Annotated in this window: 15 protein-coding genes; 6 read left to right on the plus strand and 9 right to left on the minus strand. The window is 59.8% G+C overall.

Annotated features, from left to right (window positions below; translation table 11 throughout):
* Nucleotides 1-184: 184 nt before the first annotated feature.
* The 4 genes from J3489_RS14015 to J3489_RS14030 form a co-directional block, all read right to left on the minus strand.
* Nucleotides 185-2,401 (minus strand): tetratricopeptide repeat protein, encoded by a 2,217-nt coding sequence (locus J3489_RS14015; protein ID WP_206998945.1) that lies wholly within the window; start codon nucleotides 2,399-2,401, stop codon nucleotides 185-187.
* 2 nt (nucleotides 2,402-2,403) lie between these two features.
* Nucleotides 2,404-3,942, minus strand: a complete 1,539-nt coding sequence (locus J3489_RS14020; protein WP_206998947.1) for a hypothetical protein — start codon at nucleotides 3,940-3,942, stop codon at nucleotides 2,404-2,406.
* Nucleotides 3,935-6,046, minus strand: a complete 2,112-nt coding sequence (bcsA, locus tag J3489_RS14025) for a UDP-forming cellulose synthase catalytic subunit (protein WP_206998949.1) — start codon at nucleotides 6,044-6,046, stop codon at nucleotides 3,935-3,937. Before bcsA ends, J3489_RS14020 begins: the two co-directional genes overlap by 8 nt.
* A gap of 105 nt (nucleotides 6,047-6,151) precedes the next feature.
* A complete protein-coding gene (locus tag J3489_RS14030) occupies nucleotides 6,152-6,334 on the minus strand; it encodes a hypothetical protein (RefSeq protein WP_206998951.1) in 183 nt (60 codons plus the stop codon).
* A gap of 35 nt (nucleotides 6,335-6,369) precedes the next feature.
* Between J3489_RS14030 and bcsZ the strand changes: the two genes are divergently transcribed.
* From bcsZ to J3489_RS14060, 6 genes are all read left to right on the plus strand, one after another.
* Nucleotides 6,370-7,590: a cellulose synthase complex periplasmic endoglucanase BcsZ gene (gene bcsZ / locus J3489_RS14035; protein WP_206998952.1), complete on the plus strand. Its 1,221-nt coding sequence runs from the start codon at nucleotides 6,370-6,372 to the stop codon at nucleotides 7,588-7,590.
* A gap of 152 nt (nucleotides 7,591-7,742) precedes the next feature.
* Nucleotides 7,743-7,997, plus strand: a complete 255-nt coding sequence (locus J3489_RS14040) for a hypothetical protein (protein ID WP_206998955.1) — start codon at nucleotides 7,743-7,745, stop codon at nucleotides 7,995-7,997.
* A complete protein-coding gene (locus J3489_RS14045; protein ID WP_206998957.1) occupies nucleotides 7,982-8,197 on the plus strand; it encodes a site-specific integrase in 216 nt (71 codons plus the stop codon). The genes J3489_RS14040 and J3489_RS14045 overlap by 16 nt, the downstream gene beginning before the upstream one ends.
* Before the next feature lie 349 nt (nucleotides 8,198-8,546).
* Nucleotides 8,547-9,893, plus strand: a complete 1,347-nt coding sequence (locus tag J3489_RS14050; RefSeq protein WP_206998959.1) for a tyrosine-type recombinase/integrase — start codon at nucleotides 8,547-8,549, stop codon at nucleotides 9,891-9,893.
* 230 nt (nucleotides 9,894-10,123) lie between these two features.
* A complete protein-coding gene (locus J3489_RS14055; RefSeq protein ID WP_206998961.1) occupies nucleotides 10,124-10,330 on the plus strand; it encodes a hypothetical protein in 207 nt (68 codons plus the stop codon).
* A 45-nt stretch (nucleotides 10,331-10,375) separates the two neighbouring features.
* Nucleotides 10,376-10,666: a hypothetical protein gene (locus tag J3489_RS14060; protein WP_206998963.1), complete on the plus strand. Its 291-nt coding sequence runs from the start codon at nucleotides 10,376-10,378 to the stop codon at nucleotides 10,664-10,666.
* Nucleotides 10,667-10,760: 94 nt separating this feature from the next.
* Here J3489_RS14060 and J3489_RS14065 read toward each other — a convergent pair whose 3' ends face one another.
* The 5 genes from J3489_RS14065 to J3489_RS14085 form a co-directional block, all read right to left on the minus strand.
* Nucleotides 10,761-11,060 carry a hypothetical protein gene (locus J3489_RS14065; RefSeq protein WP_206998965.1) on the minus strand — a complete coding sequence of 100 codons (300 nt, stop codon included), beginning with the start codon at nucleotides 11,058-11,060 and terminating at the stop codon, nucleotides 10,761-10,763.
* Between the two features lie 524 nt (nucleotides 11,061-11,584).
* Entirely contained in the window at nucleotides 11,585-12,091 is a 507-nt protein-coding gene (locus J3489_RS14070) for a zinc ribbon domain-containing protein (RefSeq protein ID WP_206998967.1), read from the minus strand.
* Between the two features lie 435 nt (nucleotides 12,092-12,526).
* Nucleotides 12,527-13,159, minus strand: coding sequence for a recombinase family protein (locus J3489_RS14075; RefSeq protein WP_206998969.1), 633 nt, complete (start codon nucleotides 13,157-13,159; stop codon nucleotides 12,527-12,529).
* An 8-nt stretch (nucleotides 13,160-13,167) separates the two neighbouring features.
* Nucleotides 13,168-13,470: a hypothetical protein gene (locus J3489_RS14080; protein ID WP_206998971.1), complete on the minus strand. Its 303-nt coding sequence runs from the start codon at nucleotides 13,468-13,470 to the stop codon at nucleotides 13,168-13,170.
* Nucleotides 13,471-13,697: 227 nt separating this feature from the next.
* Complete coding sequence (locus tag J3489_RS14085; RefSeq protein WP_206998973.1) at nucleotides 13,698-14,300, minus strand: hypothetical protein; 603 nt, start codon at nucleotides 14,298-14,300, stop codon at nucleotides 13,698-13,700.
* Nucleotides 14,301-14,302 lie beyond the last annotated feature (2 nt).

Here is a 14,302-nt window from a genome sequence, read left to right on the forward strand (position 1 = left end):
TGGTTGATGCGTTGCGTCTAGCCGATGTCGTCAATCGCAAGCTTTACACGACTCAAGCACCGTGCAAACCAATCAATTCTGGAAAGGATTTCAGAAATTCATTGTCTGCGTAAACTGTTGAGGTCTGTAGGATGCCAAGGCCCTTGTCGTAACCTGGCATCTCGCTTGCTGCCCGCCCGGCACGCTAGAAGCCGCGCGGGGTTACAAGATCGGCGGCGCGAAGGTGGCCGCGTGGTTCGAACGGAATTTTCACCCAGGCAAAGATGCTCATGTCCTGATAGCCGGGCGAAGCGCGGTAGCCAACGCCCCCGCCGACGATCACATTTCGCGAAACGAGTGCGGCGATGGTCGAGGTGTCCTCTCCGAACGCCCCTGATGCGCGGCCGGTATAGAGTTCGCGTGTCGCATACCCGACGCGGCCGCCGGTCTTGAAGAGGAACCGGCCGCCCTCGTTCGACTGGGCGTAGAAGACGAGTCCCGCCTCACGGTTCGATTTGGGGCTCCAGTAGCCCGCGTAGGGGCCGGTATACCGATTCGCGTCGTAGCGGTATGAACTGATGCGTACCTCCGGTCCGGCATTGAGCCAGCTCCAGCCCTTGACGTGGAAGTCTCGCGTGAGCGAGAGGCTCGCGGCATAGAACGGGTTGACGGCCGTTCCGCTCGCCGTGACCGCGCCGCCGGATAGCGTTTCACCGACATGAAATGCGCTGCGCCCGATTGCCTGACGCGCAGCGATCTCGAGCGAGGACGATACGGCCGGCCCCGTTTCCGAAGGCACGCCCTCGTAGGAACGAAGCGAATCGTAGATGCCGTCGCGGCTGGCGGCGATCCGTACGAACTCGTCCTCGTTTTCGGCGATTTGCTGGTATTGGATTTTGCCGAACGCCTGCGTCGAACCTTCACCCGGCGCTTCGACTGCCGCGCCCGCGATCAGCACCCCTTGTCCGAGATCGGTCCTGACTGTGCCGCCCAGCAGCTTGCCCCAGGCATGTTGCTGGCCATTGTCGAGGCGTAGCACCGTCCCGTCGATACGCAAGGACAACGACGGAGTCGGCAGCAATGTGACCGACAGCTGCGGGATGGTCCAGACCGTCAGCTTGTCCTGCCCGGCTGTACCGGATTTCCTGTCTACGGTAAACAGCGATTGCAACGCCGGCTCCTGTCCCTCGGACGGATGTCCCGTCAAGGCTCGCGCATGATCGTACAGGCCAAGACGTTCATCGTGCTCCGCCAGCATCTGGCGGGCGAGTGGCGGAGTGCCCGGGGCATTGTTGCCCACGAGCGTACTGAGCGTCTGGTAGTCGCGGTTGGCGGCGGAAGAAAACGCCAGGCCCTGCAGATATTCTTCGTTGTCGGGCGCTTCCTGATGGAGCTTCGCAAAGATCTGTTCAGCTCGCTGCGGGCGCCGGCTGTTGAGCCATGCCCATCCCGCGAGGGCACGCGTCGCCGGAGCGGTCGCGTCGCCCGTCTCACCGACGAGCTTGAGCGCGGCGTCGACCTGAGCCGGGTCGCCCGACTCTTTGGCAAGGGCAAGCTCGATGGCAGCGTGTAGACGCTTGCCGTCTGGTGTCGCCAAATCGCGCGATTCGACTTCCGCTTCCGCGAGCCGCTGCTGATGCATGAGCGACAGCGTCAGCCCAAGCCGAGCCGACGCCGGATCTTTCGCGCTCGTCAAGGCTTCGCGAAACAGACGCTCTGCGGCCTTGTCGTCATGGGCGCGGTCTTCGAGCCAGCCCGATACTTCCAGCGCCGATGCATCGAGCTGGACGGACGAATCCGCGCGCAGTTCGCGCGAGTAGGCGAGCGCACCGCTGTAGTCGCCTGCCGTATTCTCCGCGTACATGCGCTGCAGCCGCAGGTCGGCGCGGACCTTGCGTAACGACAGCTCGTCGAACACAGGATCCGCGAGGAGGCGGTCGATCTCTGCTGGGGGCAGCGCTTTCGCGGCCTTCCAGGCCGTACCTGAGAGTTCGCCGGAATCCGAACACGCGCGAAGCAGTTCGAGATAGAGCGTATAGGCTTGCGTCGTGCGGCCCGCGTCGGCGAGCGCTTGCGCGTGGTCCCATTTCGCCGGAAGGCTCGTGCAGGCGGACGCCTTGTCTCGCAGTGCGCTTGCCGGATGCGCAGTGTCGAATGCCTTCGGCGCTTGCTGCGCGCGTCGGCGGGCGACGGCCTTGGGTACGGCCGGCTGCCCGAGCTTGGCGGGGCCTTGCGGAGCGGGCGGCTCGGCCAGCTTGACGGAGCCTTGCGCGGCGGGCGAATCGCCCCAGCCGCCCGGTGCAGAGGCCGGCGTTGCGGAAACCGGGCTTGCGCCCGGTAAAGGGGCAAGCTCTGCCGCAAATGCGAGGCCCTGCCACGAGAAAAGAACGCCGACGGCTGCTGCAATGAGCGTGCGATTCATGATTATCGTTTTAGAGGCGTGCGCGACGAGGACGCATGGTTGCCGGCGTCAAGCCGTTTCGCCACCTGCGCCTTCAAGGCGACGTTCAGGAAGATGAATAAAAGGATCAGCAATGCGACAAGAACGGACCAGAACACCTTGGGGTCGGCCAGCAGCAGCCGGAGTTCGGCGACGGGCGAGCGCCTCGCGACCGCAAGCGGTACGGCCGACTCCGCCGCGGTGTCGAACAGCGTCGCCCCCCGGGTAAAGAGCGACCACGTGGCCGGCTGGCGCAACATGTCGACGGCACGGGCCACCGACGCATCGCCGCTGCCGAGCACGGCGATGACCCGTTGCGCGCCGACACTGCCCGGCAGGGACACTGCTTGTCCCGGTTGCAAGGGCGGATAGACCGGCAGTTGCCGACGCAACTGCGTGGCAAGCGCGGCATCTCGACCAAAGAAGAGATCGGTATGTGCGCTGTCGCCGGAGAACGTGAACGTAAAGTCGGCGAGCGCGCCCGTCGCCCGAACCCGGATCGCAGCGAAATTCAGCGCGGCGCGCACGAGCGCGGAGTGCTCCTGTCCCAGCGCAACGGCGAGATGCGTTTGCGGTGCGTGAACGGCCGTCGCGTCACCGAGCGTGATCGCGCTGCGAGCCGGGAACACCATGGCCGTGTCTGCGAACGCCTGCGCAGCATGCACGCAATCGGCATCGGTGACGCCCGAGAGCACGACAATGACGGACTTGCCCTCGTAGGCGGAATAGACGCCGAGAAACGGGCCGGTAATCGCGCTCGCCACCGCAACTGGCAATGCGTCCGCGAGCGCTGCACGTGTGCCGACAAGCAGGACGTCGCCGACGCGCGCGGCTCCCGGCGCGATAGCCCACGAAGCCAGATCATGATCCCCCGCGACGATCGAGCTTTCATTCTCATAGGCGGCATTCACCTCTACCTGCCGCATACGCGAAGCGATACCTTGCACTGCGAGCGTCGCCGCCCGCAGTTGCTCCGGCGATGCTGGATCCCGTCCCAACTCGATCGTCACGGTGCGCGGCATCCATGCCCTCCCGTCAAATGCCACGGGAAGCTGTGCCAATGTCGGGGCCTTATTGGGACGCAGCCCGGCGAAGTCCAGCGACACCGAGGAGCGCGCGTCGTCCACGGGCGCAACGTTGGCGAGCGCGGTCGCGGCGCCGATTGCGGCCGAGCGCGGTACGAGCGCCAACTGGATGCTGTTGGTGCCGGGCATAAAAGCGCCCGGCGAAAGCGCGAGGGTCTGCTCAGCTTCGTTCGCGTCGACCTCGGCCGCCTGTACGCCGTTCACCCAGACCACGTACCGGGCTCCGGCCGGTGGCGCAGCAGTTGATGCAACACGGAGATGCACCCCGCTCAGTGCTTCGCGTGGCGAGAGTTCGACGATGAGCGCATGCGCGGCAGCGGCTGCGCCGCCTGTTGCGCGGAGCGAGGAAAACGGCCGTGTCACCGTCTGCGCAGTTGCGGACAGTGTGGCTAGGCTGAGCAGGCACGCGGCAAGGGCGCGAACGAGCCACTTAGCCATGAAAACCTTTGCGGACGACGTGGCGCGCATGGGCATGGGCGCCTCTGAGCGAGATGGCGAGCATGCCCAACAGGGACTTGATGAAGTTTACCGACGCCTCTCGCCGCTTCCACTGTCGCACCCAACGGTCGCTATTGCCGTAAGCGAGAATGACAGCGGCCCGTTCTTCTTCCGGCGACCGGGGTGCGTAAAGCGCGACATAATCGTTACCCGCCGCATTGAAGGGGGGAATGACATACGCGGCCAGCAGGTGATGCTGGAACCTGACTTCGAATCGATCCAGTACCAAGCCGTCGGGAACGCGTACCCGCAAGCCCAGTTCATTGGCATCGAGGAGCAGCACTTCCTGTTCGCCGAATTCACCGGAGACGGTGATCGGTTCGTTGATGTCGATGCGGGGCCGCGCGCGGCGCTGTGCTTTCTCGAATAGCGCGCCGAGCGCGCCGAAGCTCAGAAAAAGATTGAAGGCGATCCAAAGCACGGCCGCCGCGAGGATCGGGCGCGACTCCGGTTCGTGGACCATCCGGACAATGCCCCAAACGAGGCCGATCGCACAGCAGACAAACATTCCATAGAACGGCAGACGAAACTCGCTGATGAAGTCTGCTTCGCTCTGCTCTCCCTTTGGCGTGACGCTGAACGTCGGGGCGTTCGGGCGCGCGAGAGCCGATGCGAGGGCCGGCAGCATGTAAAACGCCTGGAGCGTTTCGTAGAGCTCGGAGGAAAAGATGCGCCGGAAGCGTCCGTTCAGCCGCTCGGCCGTTAAAAGCGCGACGGTGAGAAACGGAAGCGTGTAGCTGAGGAGGTTGTCCGTCCCGCCCGGGTACATCTGCAGCTTGAACACGATGCCGATGATCGGCACGAGGAAAGTGACGAGGCGGGCGAACGGAAAGAACCAAAAAAGACCGACCGAAAAATAGCAGAACCGCTGAACCGGCGTCAGCCCCCGAACGAGCCAGGGATTCTGTTTCATGAGAATCTGCATCATGCCGACGCCCCAGCGGATGCGCTGAACGAGGAAGCCCGAAATCGTTTCAGGCTGCAGACCTGCAACCATCGGCCGGCCGAAATACACCGAACGCCAGCCTCGCTGATGCAACTTGACGGAAGTCGATGCGTCTTCGGTAATGGAGTCCGTCGAGAATCCGCCGACTTCCATGATGGCGGCACGCCGGACGACAGCGCCGGAGCCGCAGAAAAACGACGCGTTCCAGGTATCCAGGCCCGGCTGAACGACACGGTAGAACAAGTCGTTCTCAGCCGGCATCTGGTTGAACAGACCGAGGTTCTTCTCGAGGGGGTCCGGGTTGGTAAAGAAATGCGGCGTCTGTACTAATGCGGCTTTCGGATCCTGCATGAAAAAGCCGACGGTCGAGCGCAAAAAATCGCGCGTCGGCACGTGATCCGCATCGAGAATGACAATTAGCTCTCCCGACGTGTTTTGCAATGCCGCGTTCAGATTGCCGCTCTTTGCGTGCTCGTTCGATTCACGAGTCAGATAGATGGCGCCATGCCTTTCGCATAATGCCTTCAACTGTGTGGCACGTTCGGCGAGTGCCTGCCGCTGCGCGAGGCTTTTCGCGGTTTTGGATCGAGGGAAGCCATCGTCGAGCACGTGGACGCGGAAGCGGTCTTTCGGATAGTCGATTTCGACTGCGCCGCACACCGTTGGGGCAACGACCGAAAGCGGCTCCGAGTAGGTCGGAATGTAGACATCGACCAATGGAAGCACGTCGGGATTGGTGGGCAGCGGCAGGGGCTGACGCTCAATCGGCCGGACACTGACGAAATAGCCGAGCAGCACCACACCCATGCAATAGAGTTCGGCCGCCAGCAGTGCTGTGGCGGCGATCTTCGTGGGCAGGCCACCATGGACCGGGAACGATTCGAAGCGCCACGCGATGTACCGGATGATGACGAAGCCACTGACGGCAAGCAGTAACGGTCGCGTGGCGGGCGTCTGCACAAGGGCGAGCAACCCGAACAGCGCAATGAAGAGTAATGCATTGGCTACGGAGTGAGGCAAGCCGACTGATAGAACAGCCAGTACGGCGAGCCCCGCCAGCAGTACGAGAGCGATAATCCCATGGATTTTCTGCTGCATGCCCGGATATCCGTGCGGTTGGCACTGCGGTATTTTGTATGAGATTAGTGCCTAATTGCGGATTGCGCCATTCGAATAGTTTTCACCGATGACATCCCAAACGGGCTACAGCACGCACAGCCGGCGGGCTGTGGTAAAACTCTCGTCGCGATGGTAGCCGGGCGCGCTTGCGGGCACGAACGTGTCGCCGGGCCGCGGCAGACAGATCACCGCGCTCGCGTTCGTGCGTTTCTTCTTCCGGTTGCGCGCTGCGGTATCCAGCCGCGACGTGCAGCGCAAATCGCGCAATTTCTACCTGCAGCTCGACGATAAGCATAACCAGGATGCCGACACTTGCTCGTATCGTTGACGTGATCGCAGGCATTGGTGCGGGGGCCGCACCGGTGCCTGTGCGAAAGCGGCGGCGCTTCTTTCTTGGCGCCGGCGCGCTGCTCTGCCTGAGCGGCACGCTGCCGTCCACTGCGTTCGGGGCTGGATCCCCTGACAGCGAGTGGCCGGCCTGGAACGCATTCGTCGATTCGCAGATGCAGGCCGACGGACGCGTGATCGATTTCACGACGCCCACGCAGCAGAGCACGTCCGAAGGGCAATCGTACGCGCTGTTCTTCGCGCTCGTCGGGAACGATCGCGCCACGTTCGACAGGGTGTTCGGCTGGACTGACGCGAACCTCGCCGCTGGCCATCTCGATACGCAGTTGCCCGCGTGGCAATGGGGCCGCAAAACCGATGGCAGCTATGGCGTGCTGGACCCGAACTCCGCGTCGGACGCCGACGCGTGGATCGCGTATGCCCTGCTCGAGGCAGGCCGTTTGTGGAAGGCCACCCGATACACGCAAGGCGGCCATGCGCTACTGGATCAGATCAAACGCCGGGAAGTGGCCAATCTGCCGGGCCTCGGGCCCATGCTGCTACCGGGCGAATACGGCTTTGCATCAGGCAGCGGAACCTGGCGCCTGAACCCCAGCTACCTGCCGCTGCCGGTATTGCGACGTTTCGCGCTCGAGGATCCGCAGGGTCCGTGGGCGTGTATTGCCGAAAACGCGGCGCAGATCGTCGCCAGCGCATCGCCACACGGCTTCGCCCCTGACTGGCTCGCGTGGCACAACGAACATGGCACTATCGTTGATCCAGTAAAGGGCGATGTCGGCAGCTACGACGCGATCCGTGTGTATCTATGGGCAGGCATGACGTCGCCGCATGATCCGCTGGCCGCATCGCTGCTGGCGGCACTCGGCGGCATGCGCAGCGCGCTGTCCGGTCAGGTTCCGCCGGAGCGCATTGCGACGGCAACGGGTGTAACTGAAGGCGTCGGGTCGGTGGGTTTCTCGGGCGCGCTCCTGCCCTACCTGGCGGCAACAGGCGACACGGTGGTTGCGGACGGACAGCGCCAGCGAATTGCTTCGATGCTCGATGCAGCTCAGGCGGATAAGAAAACCGAGCCGTATTACGACCGGGTCCTGCTGCTCTTCGGCGAGGGCTGGGCAGACGGTCGGTACCGTTTCGACGAAGACGGCCGGCTCGTTCCTCGCTGGTCGACGTATTGAGCTGCTCCTGAACGCGCCGGTCAGGTCTTGTGGGGAGGTCCGGGAAGGCCGGGGCCACTTTTGGAGCTATATCGGGAAGTTGGTAGGGCTGTAGCAGGCGTCGGTCGAATGCGACAGGTGGAAGAGCGGTGCCTGGACAAGGACATTGTCCAATGGCCACTACTTCAAACGTATGGACGGCTGGTATGGCTGAGGTCCCCGCCCGTACAGATGACCGCATGAATGGCCGCTGTACCTGGAGGATTCAACCGGTGGATGCAATACGTACCGGCCCGAATGGCTCCGGCGCGGAGAAGGCGTATGAAGGGTATTTTGGCGACTGGAACATCGAACGCATCGACGCGTCGGTGGTGGAGGATTTCCTGCTCAATAACTGGCCGACCAACCGCCGATGCAAAAGGCAATGAAGGCGTGGCTGTCGACGTTCTTCAGTTGGGCCGTACGCAAGAAATATGTGACGGTCAACCCGACACGCGAGATGAAGGTCAAAAAGCCAAAGAAGCGAAACGTCTACATTCCGGACGAGCACTTCGTTGCGATTCGCGCTGCAGGTGGCGGGCGCGCATACCGACTGCTCGACGACAGAGGACTACATCAAGCCGCGTGAGGTACCGGTCTCAACGGTCGTGTTGCATCCGCCGACCGAGAAGTCCGATTGAATATTAGAAAGTTCTAATATTCGGCCCGGCGCGCTCAGTTTCAAGGCTCCAATGAAAAACCCGCACAGCCTTACGCCGTGCGGGTTTTGAACTGGTCGGGGCGAGAGGATTTGAACCTCCGACCACCTGCACCCCATCTAGGTTTTGGCCTGTTTCCGCTTGTCTAAGGTTGTTTCCACAATCGCCCGCAAACCCTTTAAAATAAAGGCTCGGGCGGGTTTACTATGTCTCTATCCGTCTCCATCTGTCTCTAACTATCTCCCGTTTTTGTGGGGGTCGTGTGTGGGGGTCGGGGAAATGGCAAGCGTTGAAAACAGACTGACGGCTATCGAGCTAAAGGCACTGACTCCCGCCGATATCGGGCAGAAGCGACAGGACGGCGGCAACCTGTGGGGCATGGTCCGCAAGGGTGCGACGGATGACGCGGTTAGCGTCACCTTCTATTACCGCTACCGCATGGGTCAGAAGTCGCGAGACCTCACCTGCGGCACGTGGCCCGCCCTCTCCCTCAAGGACATACGCACGGCACGTAACGCGGCCCGCAAGTTGGTTGCCGATGGGATAGACCCTATCGACAAGGCCAAAGCCGAGAAAGCCGATAAAAAAACTGCCAACGACAAAGCCAAGGCTGATGCAGAAGCGGCGGCTAGTCGTCTATTGGTGCGTGGCCTGTTTGATCGCTGGTCGCAATCCGAGTTAGCCAAGCGGAAAGACAAGGGGGCGGAAACTGCCAGGGGATTCAATAAAGACGTGCTACCGGCGATAGGCAACCGGTTCGCCGACGAAATACGCAAGGCCGATGTTATGGCGATTCTGGATGCCGTGGTTGCACGCGGCGCTAACCGGCTCGCCAACCGCTTGTTGGCGGAGCTACGCCAAATGTGGGGCTACGGTCTGGTCCGCGAACTCGTTGCAATTGATTGCACAGCCGGTATCACGAAGAAGGATGTGGGCGGCAAAGAGAACGAACGCGAACGCACGTTGAGCGATGCAGAGTTAAAGGCCCTGCCCGCCGCGCTTGAATCCGCTGACTTGTTGGATAGCTCAATCCACGCGGTGTATGTCGTGCTGGCAACGTCTGTGCGTATCGGCGAATTGATCCAGGCCCGTAAAGCTAACATCGATCTGGAAAACCGTATCTGGCGCATTCCGCCGAGTGACAGCAAAAACACCGACCCTCACGTTATCTACCTCTCGGACTTCGCGGCATTTCACATGCACAAGCTCATGGAGATTTCCAACTCCGAAATGTTCCTGATGCCGGGACGGTCGAAAGACGGTAGCGAGACCTATATCGATACGAAGTCCATTACTAAGCAGGTCTCGGACAGGCAGGTTAAGTTTTATGATCGACCCGCGCATGCCAAGCGCAGCAAGCAGGAGAACGCTTTAGTATTGGGCGACGATAAATGGACGCCTCACGATCTCAGGCGAACCAGCGCCACGTTAATGCAGTCCCTCGGCGTGCTCCCGGTCGTAGTCGATAAGTGTCTCAACCACCGCGACGAAAACCGCATCCGGCGCACCTATCAGAGATACGACTACGCCAAAGAAAAACAAGAGGCATGGCAGGCACTAGGTCTGCATTTACAAGCAATTTTCTCATCTAATGTCATCGTCGGCGATTTCAAGAAGTCAGGCTAAATTTATTTCTTCCTTTAATCGCTTGACAACTATAAATAGACATATACACTTATAGACAGATAAGGCAAACAACCTTATTCGTTTGAACCGCAATGGAGTGCGATCAGTCGGGCCTTTATGGGCTTGGACGGCACTCCATTTTGTTTTGTCTGCCGCTCCCGCAAAAGCTCACCTGATCGCGATCCATCCTTTAATCGCAATGGAGTGCGTCATGAGACCAGGAGTGCTGTATGGCGACGGTAAAACGTCCACCGATCAATCTGGATCAGCCAGGACGGCTGTATGTCGGCGATTTGCTGATGATCTTGCGTATTGCTCGCCCAACCTTATACAAGGGTCTAGCGAGCGGACGCTATCCCAAACCAGACGGGCATGACTTGAAGCGCCCTTTCTGGCGTACCCAGACTATAAGTGAATTCCTACAAAGCGGGCAGTAAGTCTGCCGATATTGTTCGTCCTTAACCTATCCGTTGGAGTCGATCATGAGTACCGTAACCGTTGAAGATCTAGTTAAACAAGCATCGGATCATAAGCTGCCCTACCAGCAGATGCACCTTGCCCAAAAGGCGCTCGATTCTCGCGCACGTCGTGCGGCTAAAAAACTAGGGTTTATTGCACATAAATCCCGTTCTGGCATCGACGGACTGAACAATCACGGCGGATTCACCGTTCTAGATGGACTGACTGGATTTCCTGTCTACGGCTATTACTATGAGTTGGATGCACAAGACGTTATCGAATGGTGCAATGAAGACGAAGATGACGCAGCATGAAGGCGAGGCAGTAACGGGGCCGGTTGTACTGACTGAAATAAGAGAGGGCCGCGCGATGCGGCCCCCAATTGCAATTGATTGCAACGAGTGGTTATCAACTGCCCAATATGGCCCACGTCTCCATAGCATCGGGCTTATCCGAGTTTTCGGCACGGTCCTGCCCTGCTGACGTGACCCGCACCGACAGGTTCGGCACGCCCGATGAACTAATTGAGACATCCGACACGATCACTAAGCCGATGTCTTCAAGCAGGCGAACGTGATAACGAACGACGTTCTCCGGGGCTATGTCCTTCAACTTTTGGACAAGCAGTCTCAATTCCATATTCCAATGCTCATCATCAAGCACTAAGGTCCGCAGAATTTCTTCTGCTAATTTCTTATCGCGGCGCATGCGGTAAATCTCCTTTTGTGGGGCGGGGTTTTAACGATAGCAGCATCAATTCAATTTGCTCCGGGTCCGTATTTTTTTTATTACTGAGGCGGACGCACACAACACATGAATCTCAGCGGTCCTGGTGCAGATACGGCCCATGTCTTTTCTTCAGGACAAAGTCTACCGTCCTTTTGTAAAGGATCGTATCCCTCCGGGAGCAGGGTACAGTTCTTGGATGGGCGAGGTTGAGCGGCGGAATTCGCGGTATTTGAACAACTCGCATTATCGTTTTGCAGGCAGGAGGTTTGGTCCAGACTAGCGCTCGATGCCTGTTCCGAATTGGGTTTCAAGCGATCAGTAGTACACCCACTAATGAGCAAAGCCGAAATATAGAGGCATGCGGCAAAACCAGTGTGAGTAAGTCGCATTTTTTCTACCCCATGAATTTAAATTTTCTTCTACCTTTTCCGACTTCATCGCCAGTGGCGGGCGCTCAATTATCAGTGCGGTTCCGCCAACTCGTGTAAATATCAACTGGTACTTTATTTAGCGAACTTAAGAATCCCACTGTTCTGTATGACCCCGGCAACCCCTGCCTGAAAGTTTTCCAGAAACACGCACAAATCACGACTCGATAGTCGTTCGGTAAGGTAAACGAAGCTTGAGACCGTGAGATTGTCGAAGGCTTCGGATACATAGCACGTACAAAGCCAGTTGAGCGCATTGGCCTTGTTGACAGCCGCCAATAGGTCGGCTTTCTGCCCCCAGCTTGGTGGCTTCATATTCCAAAGTGACTGCACGGCGATAATCTGGGCGTCTTTCATCAGTGTCAGCACGAGTGTGCCGCCATCACGCCGGGTAATGATGGCGTTCGGATTACTGTTTAGCGGTTCGATCTCGTAACGCTGCGCCTTGAGCGTCGTGGTCACCCATTCGATTGACACCTGATGCGGCGCCTTGATATCGATCTCGTTCAGGACCGGCGCGGCGCATGAAGGGCAAAACCGCGCCGTAATCGGCAAGTCGGCTTGACAGCTTGAGCATTGCATATCTAACCCCCGTTAGTTTGCACGATTGATCATAGCAGGCGGGGAACGTTAGTCTAAGGATTGCCAAGCGGTGTAAACGGTTTGTCGGACGGCGTGTCAGGCTGATCGGTGGCGAGGGCTGTGAGCCGCGCGAGCGAGGTGTGAGCGACGCCCCCCGGCCACGTTGCAATTGATTGCAATCGGCAGGAGTGTTTGACAATCACGGAGTTGATTTTCACTACTCCACCAAAATAGGCCCCCGCCCCTTCACGTTTTTGGCAGGGCCGGTTTTTTGGCCGCTAGGGAAAACCCCTAAAAGGATACCCGGCGCGCCCTCCCTCGGCCCCTTCCCCGGGCTGGCCTGCGCGCCTTCACTCGGCGGCCTGCGCGCCCTCGGTCGTGCCTTCGGCGTTGTCACGCACACGGCGGATACTTTGCAATTGATTGCAATTGCTTTTACTGCTGCTCATCCTCAAGGAGGCGCCTGACTGACTGAGCATCGTTCGGTAGTTCGTTGTACCAGTCACGTACGCGCATGATCACCTGACGCGCCACGCCCATGTCCTTCGCAATCGCGTAGATGGTTTCGCCCTTGGCAAGGCGTTGCAGCACCCGGCGTTGCTGGGGTTCGGTTAGTGCGCGCGGCCTGCCCAGCTTCTTACCCTCGGCCTTGGCGCGTTGGAGACCGGCCTGTGTACGTTCGATAATCAAATCCCGTTCAAACTGTGCCACGGCGGTAATCACGCCCATGGTCATCCGGCCCGCTGGGCTGGTGAGGTCCACGCCCCCAAGCGCCAAGCAGTGGACGCGTACGCCCTGCTCTGCCAGCGTCTGTACGGTTTGCTGCACGTCGATTGCATCGCGGCCCAGCCGGTCGAGCTTGGTCACCACCAGCGTGTCTCCGCTCTCGATGCGCTCCAACAGCTTGGCAAAGCCCGGTCTCTGGCTGGCGGCGGTGCTGCCGCTAATGTGTTCCTCCACCACGCGGCGCTTGTCCACGGCAAAGCCCGCGCCCTCAATCTCACGCAATTGGTTAGCCGTGTGCTGGTCGGCAGTGGATACGCGGCTGTACACGAATACACGGCTCATGGCAGACCTCACAGGCTGTTGGCGTAGCGCGTCATGAGGCGCTTTACTTCGGCAGTGGACACGCCCAGTTCAGCCGATGCAAGCGCATAGACGGACTTGTAACCTTTTCTTTCGTATATCCGTTCGTCACGGATTTGAGTGAGAATCCGCCCCTGTTCGATCTCTCGCGCCTTTTCGCGTTCGACCAACTCGACCAACTCGGCCATTAAATCCGCAGTCGGCATCGCCGCGTATTCCTGCGCAAGCTGGCGGACCGAAACGCTGGCGGGTTTGTGGCCGTGTAGGGCTGATACCTTGCTGTTCTTGCTCATGACTCACTCCGTTGAGGTTAGGTGCTGGCCGCTGGGCGGCTGGCCGTACGTACGAATACGGTATCTGTAGTTTAGTACACGTTCAAAAAAGCGCAAGGCCTATTTTTGTACGTATTTTGGGGCTGTTTGTGCATGCGTACGCAATCGAACGATTTCGCACCTACGTAAAGACAGGACATCGGGGCGGGCGCCCTCATTCATCAGACAAGGATTGCAATTGATTGCAATCAGGCGGCGGGAGTGTCCCGCTTGGGGTTGATGACTGACGCGCGGTTAAGCTGGCCGAACAGGTGTATGCGGTTGTTCCATTGGCTACCCAACAAGCCCTTGGCGTGGCCCCGCCGCTTCTTCTTCGGCTTGCAGCTATCCGGCATGGGCGAGAATTCCCACTTACCCATGCGGGCCGCCCAATCGAGCACATGGGATTCCCTGACAGGTTCAAGCGAGGCGCGCCACGTGGTGGCAATGGTTTGGACGGCGGCCAGCGTAGCGGCAACGATAGGCCGCACGGCGGGGGGCGGGGTTTGCTGTGGCGCCTTGCTGTCGCGCTTGAGGGCTCGTTTCGTGGCCCCGCGCACACGCTTTCCCATCTTGAGGCACGCCTTGCACTGATTTAGATGGCCGTCCCCGCCGCTATATGGAGTCTTTTGGAAGCTATCGAGCGGTAGCAACTGCCCGCACGTGTTGCAGGTCTTCAGGCGTTGGGGCGCGTCCTCGGCGGGTGCGTCCTTCGGTGGAAGGGATTGGCCGAACCCTTGAACCCAAGGCGCGACGGGCGCCCCCTCAAACAGAAAGGGACGCTGTTGCAGGTAGTGCATGCGCTCGGCCATGG

The organism is Trinickia mobilis, from assembly GCF_017315705.1.
In the GTDB taxonomy this organism is placed as follows: domain Bacteria; phylum Pseudomonadota; class Gammaproteobacteria; order Burkholderiales; family Burkholderiaceae; genus Trinickia_A; species Trinickia_A mobilis.